This window comes from Rhodospirillales bacterium, from assembly GCA_016699855.1.
GTDB lineage: Bacteria > Pseudomonadota > Alphaproteobacteria > Reyranellales > Reyranellaceae.
Genome location: CP064988.1, coordinates 2,839,928 through 2,856,358 on the forward strand (window position 1 = coordinate 2,839,928; position 16,431 = coordinate 2,856,358).

At 72.2% G+C, this 16,431-nt stretch carries 15 protein-coding genes and 1 pseudogene; 7 read left to right on the forward strand and 9 right to left on the reverse strand.

Going from position 1 to position 16,431, the window contains the following annotated elements; translation table 11 throughout:
- Positions 1–84 precede the first annotated feature (84 nt).
- The 5 genes from IPK81_13400 to IPK81_13420 form a co-directional block, all read right to left on the reverse strand.
- A complete protein-coding gene (locus tag IPK81_13400) occupies positions 85–1,215 on the reverse strand; it encodes an MltA domain-containing protein (GenBank protein ID QQS10651.1) in 1,131 nt (376 codons plus the stop codon).
- Positions 1,216–1,335: 120 nt separating this feature from the next.
- The gene (locus IPK81_13405; protein QQS15098.1) at positions 1,336–2,022 is read right to left on the reverse strand and encodes a Tim44 domain-containing protein; all 687 of its coding nucleotides are present in this window, start codon (positions 2,020–2,022) and stop codon (positions 1,336–1,338) included.
- A gap of 121 nt (positions 2,023–2,143) precedes the next feature.
- Entirely contained in the window at positions 2,144–3,511 is a 1,368-nt protein-coding gene (locus tag IPK81_13410) for an adenylate/guanylate cyclase domain-containing protein (protein ID QQS10652.1), read from the reverse strand.
- Between the two features lie 54 nt (positions 3,512–3,565).
- The gene (locus tag IPK81_13415) at positions 3,566–4,450 is read right to left on the reverse strand and encodes a class I SAM-dependent methyltransferase (protein ID QQS10653.1); all 885 of its coding nucleotides are present in this window, start codon (positions 4,448–4,450) and stop codon (positions 3,566–3,568) included.
- A 34-nt stretch (positions 4,451–4,484) separates the two neighbouring features.
- Positions 4,485–5,213, reverse strand: coding sequence for an MBL fold metallo-hydrolase (locus IPK81_13420; protein ID QQS10654.1), 729 nt, complete (start codon positions 5,211–5,213; stop codon positions 4,485–4,487).
- Positions 5,214–5,440: 227 nt separating this feature from the next.
- Between IPK81_13420 and hspQ the strand changes: the two genes are divergently transcribed.
- From hspQ to IPK81_13440, 4 genes and pseudogenes are all read left to right on the forward strand, one after another.
- Positions 5,441–5,764 (forward strand): heat shock protein HspQ, encoded by a 324-nt coding sequence (gene hspQ, locus IPK81_13425; protein ID QQS10655.1) that lies wholly within the window; start codon positions 5,441–5,443, stop codon positions 5,762–5,764.
- Between the two features lie 104 nt (positions 5,765–5,868).
- Positions 5,869–7,447 (forward strand): annotated as a pseudogene (locus IPK81_13430) (FAD-dependent monooxygenase).
- Positions 7,448–7,647: 200 nt separating this feature from the next.
- On the forward strand, positions 7,648–8,304 hold the full coding sequence (locus IPK81_13435; protein ID QQS10656.1) for a glutathione S-transferase family protein: 657 nt from the start codon (positions 7,648–7,650) through the stop codon (positions 8,302–8,304).
- Positions 8,305–8,650: 346 nt separating this feature from the next.
- Entirely contained in the window at positions 8,651–8,923 is a 273-nt protein-coding gene (locus IPK81_13440) for a hypothetical protein (GenBank protein ID QQS10657.1), read from the forward strand.
- A gap of 27 nt (positions 8,924–8,950) precedes the next feature.
- Here the strand turns inward: IPK81_13440 and IPK81_13445 are convergent, their stop codons facing one another.
- On the reverse strand, positions 8,951–9,976 hold the full coding sequence (locus IPK81_13445) for a methionine synthase (protein ID QQS10658.1): 1,026 nt from the start codon (positions 9,974–9,976) through the stop codon (positions 8,951–8,953).
- Positions 9,977–10,488: 512 nt separating this feature from the next.
- On the opposite strand from IPK81_13445, the gene IPK81_13450 reads away from it, so the two are divergent.
- Positions 10,489–11,463, forward strand: a complete 975-nt coding sequence (locus tag IPK81_13450; GenBank protein QQS10659.1) for a tripartite tricarboxylate transporter substrate binding protein — start codon at positions 10,489–10,491, stop codon at positions 11,461–11,463.
- Positions 11,464–11,517: 54 nt separating this feature from the next.
- Here IPK81_13450 and gtdA read toward each other — a convergent pair whose 3' ends face one another.
- Positions 11,518–12,564 carry a gentisate 1,2-dioxygenase gene (gene gtdA, locus IPK81_13455; protein QQS10660.1) on the reverse strand — a complete coding sequence of 349 codons (1,047 nt, stop codon included), beginning with the start codon at positions 12,562–12,564 and terminating at the stop codon, positions 11,518–11,520.
- A gap of 161 nt (positions 12,565–12,725) precedes the next feature.
- On the opposite strand from gtdA, the gene IPK81_13460 reads away from it, so the two are divergent.
- The gene (locus IPK81_13460) at positions 12,726–13,709 is read left to right on the forward strand and encodes an ABC transporter substrate-binding protein (protein QQS10661.1); all 984 of its coding nucleotides are present in this window, start codon (positions 12,726–12,728) and stop codon (positions 13,707–13,709) included.
- Between the two features lie 7 nt (positions 13,710–13,716).
- Here IPK81_13460 and IPK81_13465 read toward each other — a convergent pair whose 3' ends face one another.
- A complete protein-coding gene (locus IPK81_13465) occupies positions 13,717–14,505 on the reverse strand; it encodes a gamma-glutamyl-gamma-aminobutyrate hydrolase family protein (GenBank protein QQS10662.1) in 789 nt (262 codons plus the stop codon).
- A 438-nt stretch (positions 14,506–14,943) separates the two neighbouring features.
- On the opposite strand from IPK81_13465, the gene secB reads away from it, so the two are divergent.
- Positions 14,944–15,414, forward strand: coding sequence for a protein-export chaperone SecB (gene secB, locus IPK81_13470; protein QQS10663.1), 471 nt, complete (start codon positions 14,944–14,946; stop codon positions 15,412–15,414).
- Positions 15,415–15,877: 463 nt separating this feature from the next.
- On the opposite strand, the gene IPK81_13475 is transcribed toward secB, so the two are convergent.
- A complete protein-coding gene (locus IPK81_13475; GenBank protein ID QQS10664.1) occupies positions 15,878–16,279 on the reverse strand; it encodes a hypothetical protein in 402 nt (133 codons plus the stop codon).
- Positions 16,280–16,431: the final 152 nt, after the last annotated feature.

Genomic DNA, 16,431 nt, shown 5'->3' on the forward strand with positions numbered 1-16,431 from the left:
CCGGACGCCGCGGGTCGCGGCCGTCCTTTTCCGCTCGGCCGCTGCGCGGCGGGGAGGGAAAGGCCGGCCGCGCGGCGACGCGGCTCAGGGCTTCTTCGGCAGAAGGATCCACCAGCGGCCGGCGCTGTTCATGCGGCCGGCGGAATCGGCGGCGCTCGATCCGGTGCCGAAGAACACGTCGCCGCGCACCGGCCCCTTGATCGCCGCGCCGGTGTCCTGCGCGACCATCAGGCGGCGGAACGGCTCGTTGCCGGGTTTGCCCGGCGCCGGGCGTTCGGTGTCGATGTAGATCGGCACGCCGTAGCCGACGAAGCTAGGGTCGACCGCCATCGAGCGGCCGGAGGTCAGCGCCACGCCCTGGGCGCCGGTCGCGCCGGCCTTGCCGGTGTCGCGGAAGAACACGTAGCGCTCGTTCTTGCGCATGATCTCGCGCGCGCGCGCGGGGTTCTGCTGCAGCCAGCGGCGGATGGCCGGCCACGTCGCCTCCTCGCGCTTCAGCGCGCCCTCGTCGACGAGCACCTTGCCGATCGCGGTGTAGGGTCGGTTGTTGGTGCCGTCGAAGCCCAGGCGCAACACGCCGCCCTCGGCGAGCGCGATGCGGCCCGACCCCTGGACCTGCATCTCGAACAGGCCGATGCCGTCCTCGACATAGGCGATCTCGAGACCGCGGCCCTTCAGCGCGCCGTTCTCGATCTCGGTCCGCGTCAGATACGCCGTCTCGCCCTTCACGTCCGGCGGCTTGCGGTAGACCGGGATCGTGAAGCGGCGGCTGGGCGCGCGGCTGCCGCGGATCTCGGGCTCGTAGTAGCCGGTGAACTTGCCGTCCACGCCGGCTCCGGAGACCGCGTAGGCCTGGAAGTGCCTCTCGAAATAGGCCCGGGCGGCGCGGTTGTCGCGCGGTCCGATGCCGTTGGCGGCGGCGCAGACGCGCTTCCAGTCCTCGGCCGGCGTGAGGACCTCGCCCGAGGCCGTCGCCACCCTGGTGCCGTCGCCGACGGAGATTCGCGGGCATGACCGCTTCAGGGCGGCCAGCGCGTCGGCCTGGCCGTCGACGCCCCATTGCGGCAGCTCGGCGAACGCGACCGGCGCCAGCGCCGGCCGGCGGCCGACCTCGCCGCCGCCCTCGGCGCCGAACAGGCTGCAGCCGGACAGCGACAGGCACGCCGCGAGCGTCAGCGCGGCGCGTCTATCGGCGGTTTGCGTGAAGCGACGCACGACGCTCTCCTCCCGTCCGGTCCCGTCCGCGGTCTTCGAGCGCGCGGCGCGGGGTGCTGTCCGTAGCGCCGCGACCTCAGCGCGGGATCGTGGCGATGTCGTGGCGCGCGCGCCGTCCCGTCACTCCGTGGCGGTGCGCACGAGCTGCCAGTTCGGATCGTCCGAGCGCGTGTCGCGCGCGAACGTCCACAGGTCGATGACCTTCTCGACGGTGTTCGGGTTGCCGTCGACGGCGAGACCGTCGGCGTCGCGCGTGACGTTGATCTGCTCGGTCACGAAGCGGACGGTGACCATCGCCTGCGAGTCGCGCAGTTCGACGCCCACGATCTCGGTCGAGTCGAAACCGATCAGGGTCGTCTCCAGCGTCCGCTTCTGGGCCGCGCGGTCGCGGATCGCGGCGTCGAAGCTGGCGAAGGTCGCCGCGTCGAGCAACGGCCGCAGCGACGCCGAGTCGCCCTTCGCGAACGCGCCGACGATCATCTCGAAAGCGCCCCGGGCGCCGCGTCCGAAGCCGACCGGATCGAATCCGGGGTCGACGGCGCGCACCGCGGCGACGCCGCTGGTGGCGGTGGCCGAGACCAGCACCGGCCCGCCGGGTCCCGCCGTGCCGGCGGCCGGCGGCGGTGGCGCGGCGCCGGGCAGATCGACGACGTTGCCGCCGTCGCGGCGCGGTTCCACCGGCGCCGCCGGCGGTGGCGCGAACGGATCCTGCGCCGGCGGACGCTCGTTGCCCGTCCGTCGTCCGAGGACCGACCGCAGCCGCAGCACGAGGAACACGGCCACGAGCGCGATCAGGATGATGTCGATATGGCCGCCCACGCGATCTCCGCTCGCGGGCCTGGCCGGCCCGCCCGATTTACATAAGGGCTGCCCCGGCAAAGGGCAAGTAACCGGACCGTGCCCGCCGGGGCGGCCACACCGTCCGATCCTACGGCGACAGCACGATCAGATCGACCGGCGCGGCGACGCCGGCCACCGTGCGCGCGGCGCGGCGCTCGCGGCCGCCCGGCGCGGCGTAGCCCTGCGCGGCGGCGCCGTCCCAGGTCGCCACGTCGCACAAGGCGCGAACGTTCTCCGCCTTGGTGTGCTTCTCCAGCTTCGCCGCCAGGTTCACGGCGTCGCCGATCACGGTGTATTCGAGCCGGTCGCCGTCGCCGACCGCCCCGAACAGCACGCGGCCCGACGCCAGCGCCATGCCGACCCGGACGGCCGGAAGCCCGGCGGCGGACCGCTCCGCGTTCCAGGCGTCGACCGCCGCCGTCACGGCGTCGGCGGCGCGCAGCGCGTCGGCGGCGTACGTCCCGCCCGGCGTGGCGGCGCCGAACGACGCCAGGATGCCGTCGCCGAGGAACTTGTCGATGCTGCCGCCGGCCGCCTGGATCGCCGGGCAGATGCGCGCCTGGTAGTCGTTCAGCAGGCGCATCACCTCGTCGGGCGACAGGTCGCTCGACAGCCGTGTGAAGCCGCGCAGGTCGGTGGTCAGGATGGTGACGTCGCGCGCCTCGCCGCTGCCCGGCGCGATCCGCACCTCGCTGCCCCGGATGCGCCGCGCGACGGCGGGATCGAGGAAGCGCGACAGGTCCATCGCCGCCGCGCTCTCGGTGGTGGCGCGGATCAGGAGCCGCCGCGCCCGCGTGATCGCCAGAGCCAGGATCGCCGTCACCAGCAGGATGGCGATGATCTTGTCGATCTCGGCGCCGACCAGCGTGGCGTTGGACGTGACGTACTCGATGAAATTGCGCGTCCTGTTCGGCGGCCCGCCATGGCCGCTCAGCGCGTACCACAGCATCGCCGCCCAGCCGGCGGCGCCGGCCGCGCCGGCGAACAGCACGAACCGCGCCTCGAACCGCAACGCCCGCAGGGCGATGAAAATGAACACGTAGAGCAGCGTCGGCGCCTTCAGGTAGAAGGCCGCGGGCTGGGCGTATTTCAGGTGGAAGGACCAGATCACGGTCATCAACAGGACGACGTCGGCGAGCACGGAGACGTAGAGCATCCAGGCGCGCAGCCGGCGCGCGTGCGCCAGCCAGATGCGGGCGATCGTCAGCGCGAGATAGGCGCCCACCACCTGGTGCTCGATCGACCAATCCGCCTGGACGATCCCCTCCGCCATGTCGAAGGACGCGACCAGGGTGGCGAAGAAGCAGACCAGCGCGAGCTGGATCCAGCCGACCAGGATCTCGCTGCGCTCCTGCTGCGCGCGGATGGCGGCCAGCACGCGTTCCGGCGGCGCGGCGTCGCGGCCGCCGTCGGTCAGCCACGCCGACACGCGGTCGGCGAACGGGACGGGCTTCATGGGCGTCAGTGTAGACCCCGCGCGCCGTCGCCGCGACGGCCGCGCCGCGCATGGTCACGATAGCGGCGGGTGGTCCTTGCGCAGCCATAGGCTGGCGGGGTGGCTGCCGGCCGCCGCCGGTAACCCGGCGACGACCGACGCGGCCACCCGCGCCGCCATCCGGGTCGCGGCGTGGTGGCTTGCGAACAGCGGCGCGTAGCCGCCGCCGGTAAGCAACGGCGACACGCCCTGCTGCTCGTTGTAGTTCCGCCACGCCCATGCCGCGGGATAGTCGTCGGGCAGGAAGATGTCGTGGATGTGCACCAGCGCGCCCGCCGGCAGCGCGGGCAGGACGCGGTTGAACAGCAGGTCGACGTCGCTGCCGGGCATCAGCACGTGGCTGGAATCGATCGACAGGACATCGCCCCCGGCCAGCGCCGCGAACGGCGCCGCGCCGGCGGCGTGGACCGTCTCGCGCACCACGCGCACGCCCGGCAGCAGGGCGATGTCGGCGCGCGGCGCGGGGTCGATGGCCGTGATCTCGACGTCGAGCCCGCCATCGACCGCCGCGCGCGCCAGGAACCGCGTGGAATGGCCGGAGCCGATCTCCACGATCCGCCGCGGCCGGCGGTCGCGCACCATCGCGTAGGCGACGGCGGCGTCGAGCGTCGGGAACCAGCCTTGGTCGAAGCGCGCCGGCTTGGCGCGCCAGCCCGCCGGCGCCGGCCCGGCGGCGATGGCGCGCAGCGCGTCGGCGTGGGCGTCGACGGCGTCGAGCGTGGCGGCGAACGCCGCGGCCTCGCGCGCGAACAGCCGTTCGACGGCGTCGTAGGGCGGCGAGGCGCCGGCTTCCGGCAGCGTCGCCGCGTAGCGGTAGGGGATGAACCAGCCGCGCCGTGCCGTGCCCAGCACGGTCGGCAGGCCGAGCGCCAGCCGCCGCCAGGTCTGGCGCGCGCTCATCGCGCCACCGGTCGCGTCCGCGGTGACGGGGCGGTCACGGCGCCAGCACGAGCCCTTCGTGGGTGACGACGACGCGCGGCAGGCCGTTGGCGTTCGTGCCGGGACGCGCCCGCGCCGCGGCGGCGGCGACGCCGTCCATGAAATCGTCGTCGTGCGAAGGGTCGTGGTGGAAGATCGCCAGCGTGCCGACGCCGGCGGCGTCGGCGATACGCACGCCCTCCTGCCAGGTCGAGTGGCCCCAGCCGCGGTAGCGCGGGTACTCCTCGTCGGTGTTGTAGCCGGTGGCGCCGTTGGGGTGGTTCAGCGGCGCCGTGCGCAGGACGATCCCCGGCGCCGGGTTCAACGTCTCGCCGGCGCGGAAATCGTTGAACTGCACGGCCGCCTTGAAGATATCGACGGACACCGGATACAGCGGCGCCGCCATCAGCTGGCGCAGCACGTCCGGCATCCGCATGTCCGGCAGCAGATGGCCGGTCCACATCCGGATGCGGTTGCCCGGCGAGAACAGCGGCGCGAAGAACGACAGCCCGCCGATATGGTCGAAATGCGTGTGGGAGAAGAACAGGTCGATGTCGAGCGGATCCGCGTCGCCCATGGCGATGCCCAGCGGCCGGATGCCCGTGCCGGCGTCGAACACCAGCCGGCGTCCGCCGGCGGCGATCTCGATGCAGGGCGTGTTGCCGCCGTAGCGCAAATACTCGGATCCAGCGCACGCCACCGAGCCGCGCACGCCCCAGAACCGCACCGATAGCTCGCCCGTCAAGCGGACCTCCCCGCGCGGGCGCCGTGCTCTCCCCGGTCCGCGTTCCGCATACTACGGCGGCGGCGGGCCGGAGTCAGGCGGAGAAACGCGCCCTCACCACAGCCCGATTGCCTAAGCGTCGCGGCGCGGGCAAAATGCGCCATCAGGCCCCGCCGCCTTGGGCGGGGCCGGCGGCGTCGCGGGCGTCGGCGCGCGACCCGCGGAGCGCGGGCCACGGAGTACGGCGTATGAGAACGGCCAAGTTCGGCATCGGTCGGGTGGTCAAGCACCGGATCTATGCGTTCCGGGGCGTGATCTTCGATATCGACCCGGAGTTCGGCAACACCGAGGAATGGCTGATGTCCATTCCGGCGGAGGTGCGGCCGCGCCGCGACCAGCCCTTCTACCATCTGCTGGCCGAGAACGCGCAGACCACCTACGTCGCCTACGTCTCGGAGCAGAACCTGCTGCCGGACGACAGCGGCAAGCCGGTCACCCATCCGCAGGTCGGCGACATGTTCGCCGGCTTCCATGGCACCCACTACGCCCCGCGGCACATCCGGCCGCACTGACGCGCCGCGACCAGTTTCGCGCGAGCCCGCCGCTGGAGGCGGGTCGCGGGCGGAATGCCGCCGGCTCCCGGCGACCGGGAACGCGCTAGCCACAGGGAGCGGGGATGGACGTTGACGTCCTCGTGGTCGGCGCCGGCCCGACCGGGCTGATGCTGGCCAGCCAGCTGCACCGCCGGGGCGTCCGCGTCGCGATCATCGACCGCCACGCCGGCCCGTCGCTCCAGACCCGGGCGCTGGGCGTGCAGGCGCGCACCTTGGAGATCTACGCCCATCTCGGCCTCGCCGGGCGCGCCATCGAACTGGGCAAGCCGGGCGCCGGCGCCGACATCTGGGCCCAGGGCCGGCACATGGCGCGCGTCCCGATCGGCGAGGCCGGCCGCGGGCTCACGCCCTATCCCTTCATCCTCGTGCTCGGCCAGGACGACAACGAGCGCCTGATGGGCGAGCGCCTCGCGGCCGAGGGCGTCGCGATCCAGTGGAACACCGAGCTGGTGGCGCTGGCGCAGGACGCGGACGGCGTGACCGCCACGCTCAAGACGCCCGACGGATCGAGCCGGACGCTGCGCGCCGGCTGGATCGGCGGTTGCGACGGCGCCCGCAGCGCCGTGCGCGAACTCAACGGCGTCGGCTTCCCCGGCGCGCCCTACGAGCACGTGTTCTTCGTCGCCGACGTCGAGATGACCGGCGGCATGGTGCCCGACGAGGTCAACGTCTACCTGTGGCGCTCCGGCTTCCACCTGTTGTTCCCGATGCGCGGGCGCGACCATTGGCGCGTCGTCGGCATCCTGCCGCCGGAACTGCGCGGCCGCGACGGCGTGACGTTCGACGACGTCGTGCCCTCGCTGCGCGGCGAGGCCGGCGCCGACCTCGCGTTCAAGGCCTGCACCTGGTTCTCGACCTACCGCATCCACCACCGCGCCGCCGCGCGCTTCCGCGCCGGCCGCTGCTTCCTGCTCGGCGACGCCGCCCACATCCATAGCCCGGTCGGCGCCCAGGGGATGAACACCGGCCTGCAGGATTCCTGCCAATCTGGCGTGGAAGCTGGCGCTGGTCGTGAAGGGCGTCGCCGGCGCGGCGCTGCTCGACACCTACGAGGAGGAGCGCGTGCCGGTGGCGCGCCGCCTGCTGAACACCACCGACCGCGCCTTCATGCTGGTCGTGTCGGATAGCTGGTGGGCCGGGCTGCTGCGCACCAAGATCCTCGCGCGCGTCGCGGCCTTCGCGATGCGCCGGCCGCGCATCCAGCGCTTCGCGTTCCGAATCGTGTCGCAGACCGGCATCCACTACCGCGCCGGCGCGCTGTCCAAAGCGTTGACGGGCATGCCGGCCGAGGCGCCGCAGCCCGGCGACCGCTTCCCGTGGCTGACGCTGGCATTCGCCGGCGGCGCGGGGGTCGAGGATTCGTTCGAGCGCTTCGACGACACCGTGTTCAACCTCGTCGTGGTCGGCCAGGACGCGCCGCCCGCCGAGGCGTTCGACCTCGGCGACCGCCTGCGCGTCCACGCCGTCGCCGCCGGTACCGCGAACGCCGCCGAACTGGCGCGCGCCTCGATCCCGTCGCCGTCCTTCTACCTCCTGCGCCCCGACGGCCATGTCGGCCTCTGCGGCGGCCGGATCGACGTGGCCGCGATCAACCGCTACCTCGCCGAGACCCTGCGCATCAAATCCCTCGCCGCCGCGTAGCGGGGGAGAGGGGCCCGCGCGCGGCGCGGGTACGCTGTGTCGGCGAAGCGCCGATACAGCGGCGGTGAGGTGGTCGACGTATCGATGGGGGTGTTGAGGAAGAGCCTCGAACTCCGATATCAAACGCCATCGATTTCACGACGACCCACCTCACCCGACCCTCTCCCCCCGCGATGCGGGCGGAGAGGGGGAAAGCCACCATGCCCCCCAAACTCTACGCCCACCCGTTCTCGTCCTATTGCCAGAAGGTCCTCATCGCCTTCCACGAGAAGGGCGCGGCGTTCGACCTCCAGTTGCTGTCGTCCGAGAACCCCGCCGCCGGCGCCGCGCTCAAGGCGCTGTGGCCGCTGGAGCGCTTCCCGGTCCTCGACGCCGGCGGCCGCACGCTGCTGGAATCGAGCGTCATCGTCGAATGGCTCGACCTCCACGCCGGCGGCCCGCGCCTGATCCCGGTCGATCCCGACGCCGCGCTCGACGTGCGCATGCGCGACCGCGTGTTCGACAACTACGTCATGACGCCGATGCAGGCGATCGTGTTCGACCGCGTCCGGCCGGCGGCCGACCGCGATCCCTTCGGCGTCGCGCAGGCGCGCGCCATGCTGGACAAGAGCTACGCCTGGCTCGACGGCGAGATGGCGTCGCGCGAATGGGCGGCGGGCGATACGTTCACGCTCGCCGACTGCGCCGCGGCGCCGGCGTTGTTCTACGCCGATTGGGTGTATCCCATCGAGGGCCACCGGCATCTCGCCGCGTACATAAGTCGCCTGCGCGCCCGCCCCTCCGTCGCCCGCGCCGTCGACGACGCCCGCCCCTACCGCCACCTCTTCCCCGGCGGCGCGCCGGTGGACCGGGAGTGATCGGCTGCGTCCACGATGTGGGATGGTGTGAGGACGCTCGGTCCGGGCCTCACACCTCGCTGTCATCCCGAGCGCGGCGAGGGATCCAGTGCCGGCGCCTGGATCCCTCGCCGCGCTCGGGATGACAATGGGGCGTCACCGCGTGGACCGCGCCCTGAGCGGCGGCCGAACGAGGCAACGAAGGCCACGCCGGCTCCTCCCGTCATGTCGAGCGTAGCGAGACATCTTGAGGGCGACTGACGCGGTGGCGGCCGAAAGATTCCTCGCTGCGCTCGGAATGACAGACGTGATCTCGTCATGCGAGGATTGGGGTCGGAGTTCGGTCCCATCGGATCTGGAGTGAACGATGCCCGGAATGTTCAGGCCGGATATCCGCTTCGCGGACAAGCCGACCGCGCCGCAACAGCTCGGAGTGACGCTGTATCGCGCGGGTCGGGTCGCTGCGTTGGTGCTGTTCGGCGTCGTCGTCGTGACCGTGGTCGCGGTCAATTCCCTCGGCCCGGCGACACTTCCGTTCGATCGAGGTACGGCCGACCTCATCGTGATTGCCGCCGCGCCGATAGCCGCTTTTTGCTGGATCGCCGGCCGTATCGCGCTCTTCGCGTTGACCGAAAGGTAGAGGCGAGCGGCCTCCGCGGCGACCGCACTACGTCCCCCCGACCTCCCGCCGGACGATCGCCGCGCCGGCGGCCAGCGCGCGCAGCTTGCCGTAGGCCACTTCCCGCGTCATCGGCGCCATGCCGCAGTTGGTGCAGGCCTGCAGCCGCTCGGCGTCGACGTGGCGCAGCGCCGCGCGCAGGGTCGCGGCCACCTGCTCCGGCGTCTCGACGGCGTCGTTGGCCACGTCGATGGCGCCGACCAGCACGGTCTTGTTCGGCAGCAGCGCGATCAGGTCGAGCGGCACGTGCGAGTTGGCGCATTCCAGCGACACCTGGCCGATGCGGCTGCGGTCCAGCGCCGGGAAGGTCTGCTCGTACTGCCGCCAGCGCTCGCCCAAGGTCGCCTTCCATTTGACGTTGGCCTCGATGCCGTAGCCGTAGCAGATGTGCACCGCCGTGGCGCAGCGCAGCCCCTCGGCCGCGACGTGCAGCGCGTCGATGCCCCACTCGACCGCCTCGCGCATGTAGACGTTGAACGCCGGCTCGTCGAACTGCACCACGTCGACGCCCAGCGCCTCCAGCTCGCGCGCCTCCTCGTTCAGCAGCCGCGCGAAGGCGAACGCCATGTCGATCCGGTCGCGGTAGTGCTCGTTGGCCAGCGTGTCGATCAAGGTCATCGGGCCGGGCAGGGTGAATTTCAGCTTGCGCGTGGTGGCGGCGCGCGCGACGCGGGCCTCCGCCGCGTGCACCGAGGCGCGGCGCGTCAACGGCCCGGTCACGGTCGGGCAGTCGGCCTCGTAGCGGTTGTCGCGGATGCCCATGCGGATCTTCTTCGCGAAATCGACGCCGTCGATCTCCGCGAGGAAGCCGTGCACGAAATGCTGGCGGGCCTGCTCGCCGTCGCTGACGATGTCGATGCCGCAGGCCTCCTGCTCGCGCACGCTCAGCGCCGTGGCGTCCATGCGCGCCTCCAGCAGCGGCGCGCCGTCGAGCGTCCACGGCGCCCACAGCACGCCGGGTTTGGCGAGCCAGGACGGCTTCGGCAGGCTGCCGGCGATGGTGGTCTCGAGCATGGCGTTTCCCTCGTTGGCGCTGTCCGCCGCCAAGCGATACCGCGCCGCGATTGGTTCCGCCAGCGCGTCGCGTTTCCACCTGCGCCGCCGCATTTCTCCCTCTCCGCCGCGAAGCGGGGGAGAGGGAAGGGGCCCGCGCGCAGCGCGGGTACGCAGTATCGGCGAAGCGCCGATACTGCGGCGGTGAGGTGGTCGTTGTGTCGGCAAGAACGCCGATCGTGAAAAGGTGCGTCCAGCTACGGAACGGCTCCGTCATTCCACGGACGTTTGATATCGCCGCCCGCGGTCATTTTATCTCGACCACGACAGATACGAAGACCACCTCACCCTCCCATCGCTTCGCGATGGGCCCCACCCTCTCCCCCGCTTCGCGGCGGAGAGGGAACAGATCGTCGCGACCTCTCGCGTGTGAAGAGGGCGAAGGTCGACATCCCGCCGCGCGGTGTGCGACGCTGCGGCCACGAGAGGGAACCGGCCCGGATCGAGGCCGGAACCGACAGGGGAGGCTTACGATGATCACCCGCCGCGCGGCGCTCGCCGCCACAGCCGCGTCGCCGTTCGCGATGGCGTCCGCAGCCCGCGCCCAGGCGTTCCCGTCCAAGCCGATCCGCTTCGTCATCCCGTTCCCGGCCGGCGGCATCGTCGACGTGGTCGGCCGCTCGGTCGGCGAGCGCATGTCGGCGACGCTGGGCCAGCCGGTGGTCGCCGACAACCGGCCCGGCGGCAACACCGCCATCGCCACGGACATCGTCGCCAAATCGGCGCCCGACGGCCACACCTGGGTGCTGGCCACCGTCAGCCACACGGTCACGCCGCATCTGCAGAAGGTCGAGTTCGATCCGATCGCCGATTTCGCGGGCGCCGCCTATCTCGGCAACGTGCCGTCGATCGCCGTCGTGCCGGCGTCGTCGCCGTTCAAGACCATGGCCGAGCTGATCGCGCGCGCCAAGGCGGCGCCCGGCAAGCTGACCTATCTCAGCCCCGGCGCCGGCACCTCGATCAACCTCAACATGGAGCTGGTGAAGCTGCGCACCGGCGCCGACATCGCCGGCGTGCCCTACCGCGGGCTGCCGCCGGGCGTGCCCGATCTGCTGGAGGGCCGCCTCGATCTGGCGCTGCTGGCGCCGGTGCTGGCGACGCCGCACATCCGCGCCGGCAAGCTGCGCGCGCTGGCGGTGGCGGGCGTCCACCGGCACAAGGACGCGCCCGACGTGCCGACCTTCGCCGAGGCCGGCCTCGCCGATTCGGTGGTCGAGAGCTGGTACGCGATCCTGGTGCCGGCGCGCACGCCGGCGGACGTCGTGGCGCGCATCCACGCCGCCGCCAACGAGGCGCTGAAGGATCCCGAGGTGCTCAAGAGGCTCGACAGCGCCGGCCTCGTGCCGCCGGCGGCGCCGGTGCCCTCGGCCGCCGTCGACGCGCTGCTGCGCCGCGACCTCGCCGTCTACGCCGACCTCGTCAAGCGCGCCGGCATCAAGGCGCTGTGAGAAAATTGCCCTCTCCCCCGCTCCGCGGCGGAGAGGGCCACAAATGCGCGCCGTTCACCGCCCGCCGCGGTCCTCGCGCCAGAGGTCGAGTTTCTCCTGGACGGGGCGGTCGCTGAAGCTGAACAGGGCGGACTCGCTCGTGGCGTTGTGCGTGACCACCGCCCAGCTCGGGACCACGAAATGGTCGCGCTTCCTCCAGCGCACCACCGTCCCGCCGATGCGCGTCTCGCCCTCGCCCTCGACCACCGAGAACACCGTGCCGTCGGTCGACCGGTACGGCGCCGTCGCGAAGCCCGCCGGCAGGAGCTGCATGAACGTGCCCATCGTCGCGATCGGCGCGCCGCCATTGGCGGGGTTGACGTAGCGCAGCTTGTGGCCGTGGCAGGGATCGGGATCGCCGGCCCGCTCCATCGCGCGCAGCGCCTCGCGCGTGCGCGCGTAGGGATAGTTGAATACCGGCGAGGCGCGCCGCGCCGTCTTGAAGTCGACCGGCAGCAAGCCGCTGCCGTAACGGGCGTCGGAATCGCCGGTGGGCCGCGTCACGGCCTGCGCGTCCTCGGCGCCGTTCTCGGCGAAGCCGGCGTTGAACAGCGACACCATCGGGATGTCGAGCCCGTCGAGCCACACCATCGGCGCGGTCGAATCGTTGCCGTGGTCGTGCCAGGTCCAGCTCGGCGTGATGACGAAATCGCCCTCGCGCATGATCGTGCGTTCGCCCTCGACGGCGGTGTAGGCGCCCTCGCCCTCGACGATGAAGCGCAGCGCCGATTGCGTGTGGCGGTGGCTGGGCGCGATCTCGCCGGGCAGGATCAATTGCAGCCCGGCGTACAGCGTGGGCGTCGCGCAGGCGGTGCCGCGCAGCGCGGGGTTCTCGAGGATCAGCACCCGGCGCACCGCCTCCTTGGCCGTGATCAGCGCGCCGGACTCCATCAGGAACGGCCGCACCGCGTCGTAGCTCCAATGCGCGGGAACGTATCCCGGCGCCGGCGCCGGCGGCACGAGCTGGTGCAGCGACTCCCACAGCGGCGCCATCGAGAGCGCGCCGATGCGCTCGTAGAAATCGCGCCGTGCGTTGGCGCCGGTGGTGGGCGTCGCGTTCATCGTCCCTCTCCTCGGCGCGTCGATGGCGCGTCTCGACGCGCGGGTGGCGCGTCCTCGGCGTCTCCGGCGCGTCTTGCGCGGCGGCGCCGCGCGGGCTTCACTTCCGGTCGGAAGACGCGCGCAGGCTACAACGCGCCGCGCCCGACGGGGAGACGCCACCGATGAAATCCACGCTGAACCGCCGCCACGCGCTTGTCGCCGCCGCCGCCGCGCTGGCCGCCCCCGCCGTGGCGCGGGCCCAGACCGGCCTGCCGGCGGGCACGATCCGCCTGCTGATCGGCTTCCCCGCCGGCGGCGGCACCGACGTCATGGGACGTATCGTCGTCGAGAAGATCCGCGAGCGCACCGGCGTCAACATCGTGGTCGAGAACAAGGGCGGCGCCAGCGGCACGGTGGCCGCCGAGCAGCTCAGGAACGCCGCGCCCGACGGCCTGACCCTGATGCTGGCGCCGATCGCCTCGACGGTGATGGCCAAGCTGACCTACTCCAAGCTGCCCTACGATCCGCAGACCGATTTCGCGCCGATCAGCCTGCTGGGCACCTTCCAGCTCGCCTACGCGCTGTCGCCGACGCTGCCGGTCAAGACGCTGGCGGAGTATGTCGCGTGGCTGAAGGCCGATCCCAAGCGCGCCAGCTTCGGCACCACGGCGATGGGCAGCCTGCCGATGTTCTTCGGCCTGATGCTCGGCGCCGGCATCGGCGTCGACCTGCAGGCGGTGCCCTACCGCGGCGCGGCGCCGCTGGTGCAGGACCTCTCCGCCGGCCAGGTGCCGGCCGGCACCGGCGCGCTGACCGATTTCCTGCAGCACCACCAGAGCGGCAAGGTCCGCATCCTCGCCACCTCGGGCGCGCGGCGCGCGCTGGCCGGCCCGGATCTGCCGACCTTCACCGAGCTGGGTTATCCGAAGATCGTCGGCGACGGCTGGCTGGGATTCTACGCGCCGGCGCGGACTCCGGTGGCGATCGTCGAGGCGTTCAACCGCGAGATCGTCGCCGCCGCCGCCGATGCCGGCGTGGCGGCGAAGCTGGCCGCCGCCGGGCTCGAGCCGCGCACCACGACGCCGGCCGGGTTCGCCGCCTTCGTCGCGGAGGAGATGGCGCGCTGGAAGCCCGTCGTCGCGGCGTCGGGCTTCAAGGCCGATTGAGGCGCCGCTACTCCGCCGCCGCGCGCAGCGGCGGCGCGCGCCGGGCTGCGCGGTGGGCGCGGCAGGCCTCGGCGAAGGCGTCGAACAGCTTCATCGACAGCGGGTTCTCGCGCGCGCGGTGCTCGGGGTGCCACTGAACGCCGAACGCGAAGTTCGACGCGCCGGCGACGCTGACCGCCTCGATGGTGCCGTCGTCGGCCGTCGCCTCGACCACCAGCCGGTCGCCCGGCCGGTCGATGCCCTGGCCGTGCAGCGAGTTGACGTCGGCGGTGTCGGCGCCCCAGACGCGGCGCAGCCAGGTGCCGGGCACGATGTGGATGGCGTGCGCCGGCCCGTATTTCGGCTCAAGCTCGGCGATGCGCGGCGCGCGGTGGTCACGCCGGCCCGGCACCTCGTCGACATGCTGGTGCAGGGTGCCGCCGAACGCCACGTTCAGCTCCTGGATGCCGCGGCAGATCGCGAACAGGGGCACGCCGCGCTCGATGGCGCGGCGGATCAGCGGCAGGGTGGTGTCGTCGCGGGCGCGGTCGGCCCCGACGCCGTGCCGGGCGGCCGGTCCGCCGTAGATCGCGGGATCGACGTTGGACGGGCTGCCGGTCAGCAGCACGCCGTCCAGCGCGTCGATCACGCTGTCGAGCTCGGCGTCGGTCTCGCCGCTGCCGACCGGCGGCAGGATCAGCGGGATGCCGCCGACCACGTCGGTCACGGCCTTGATGTATTTCTCGCCGACGGCGTGCGCGGTCCAGCCATTGACCGTCCGGCGGCAGGCCGAGACACCGATGATCGGACGCGGCATGGATCGAGGCGCTCCGCGAGGTTGATTCGCGGGATCATTTTCCGCCACGCCGCGCCGCGGCGCAACATCGCCCCGCGCGGGTCCGCCGCGCTCCGGGCGCGCGGCGGCAATGGATGTGCGGTCTTCGACGTGTTTTCCCTTCTCCCCCGTCTCCGGGGGAGAAGGTGGCGCGCAGCGCCGGATGAGGGGCGCGGCGGCGCGTTCACACGCGATCACCGTTGTGGTGCACCCACCGACGAAGACGAAGACCCCTCATCCCCGCCGCGGCTGCCGCGGCGTACCTTCGGGCACCTTCTCCCCCGATGACGGGGGAGAAGGGAAGAATATGCGGCTCAGGCGTTGGCCTGGAGCTTCCCCGCATCGCTTGTGCGCCTCCGACCCGCGTGATACCGCACCGCCCGACCGCGACCGAACCACGTCCGACCGACAGGAGCCGACATGACCGACACGTCCGAAGCCGCCGCGCCGCCGCTGACGGTGCACGCGCAGTACATCAAGGACCTGTCGTTCGAGAACCCGCGCTCGCCGCACAGCCTGATGGAGCAGGGCCAGCCGCAGCTCGGCCTCAACGTGCTGGTCAAGACCCGCCAGCTCGACGGCTCGACCTACGAGGTCGCGCTGGTGGTCGAGGCGGACGCGAAGATGGAGAACGGCGACGTGCTGTTCAAGCTGGAGCTGGTCTATGGCGGCGTCTTCACGCTGGGCGCCGTGCCGCAGGAGGCGGTCGGCCCGATGCTGCTGATCGAGTGCCCGCGTCTGCTGTTCCCGTTCGCCCGCGCCGTGGTCGCGAACACCACCCGCGAGGCAGGCTTCCCGCCGCTGCAGGTCGCCCCCGTCGACTTCGCGGCGCTCTACCGCCAGCAGCTCGAGAACGCCGGCGCCGGCGATCCGCCGATCGGCACGGCGTAGAAAGCCTTCGGAAAGGGCGATTCTCGACGCCAGGGCGGCCGCCGATCCGCCGGTCGGCACGGCGTAGAAAGCCTTCAGACAGGGCGATTCTCGACGACGCGGCCGCCGCCGATCCGCCGGTCGGCATGGCGTAGAAAGCCTTCAGACAAGGCCGATTCTCGACGGTGCGGCCGCCGGCGATCCGGCGGTCGGCGCGGCGTGGTGGCGTCCCGGAACGGTGATCGTCGAGAGCGCCGGCGCCGGCCAGCGACCGGTCGGAACGGCCCGGAAACGCCTCGAAACGGCGATTTTGTATATTGTATACAAAATACAATATACAAATCCCGAATCCGGCCTCGGCGACGGCCGCCGAAATCGCTCCGATGCCGTCAAATAAGGGTTTCGAATCGGCCGGGGCGTTTCGCCACGACGCCGGAAAAGGCCGTCGCGCGAACGCCGTCGTCGGCCCGGACGCGGCCGGACTTCAGCGTCGCTGGGCCGCGACGGAGCCGGCGCAGCGGTCGACCGGCAGGCTGCGCAGGGCCGGGTCGCGGGCCTCGGCGTGGCGTGCCTGCCAGCCGCCGCCCGAGGCGTAGAGGAACACGTCGAGATCGCAGGCGTCGCTGCGGAAGCGCACCAGCTTGGCGCTGGGCCCCTCGGCGCGCTCGAACACCGGCCGGCCGAAGGTCGACAGCACCTGCTGGTCGCTCATCGTCTTGATCGTCTCCAGCGGGATCGGCGTGCCCGGCCGGCTCGAGGAGAACGTGCCGGGCGTCGCGCTGGCCAGCGCGATCGTCGGCCTGTCGGCCTGCTCGCCGCCGCCGGTGCAGGCGCACAGCACCGCGCAGAGCGTCAGCGTGGCGGCGGAAAGCGGTCTCGGCGGCATGATGGTTTCCCGGTCGGCAGGCGGCGGCGGCACATTACGCGCGCGACTCCGGCGCGCAAGCGCGAAACGCGTCCAAAGCGCGCCGCGGCGCGTCCGCGCGCGCTTGTGCGGCGCCGGCGGATGGCGGAACGTGGCGGCGCGACGCCAACGGA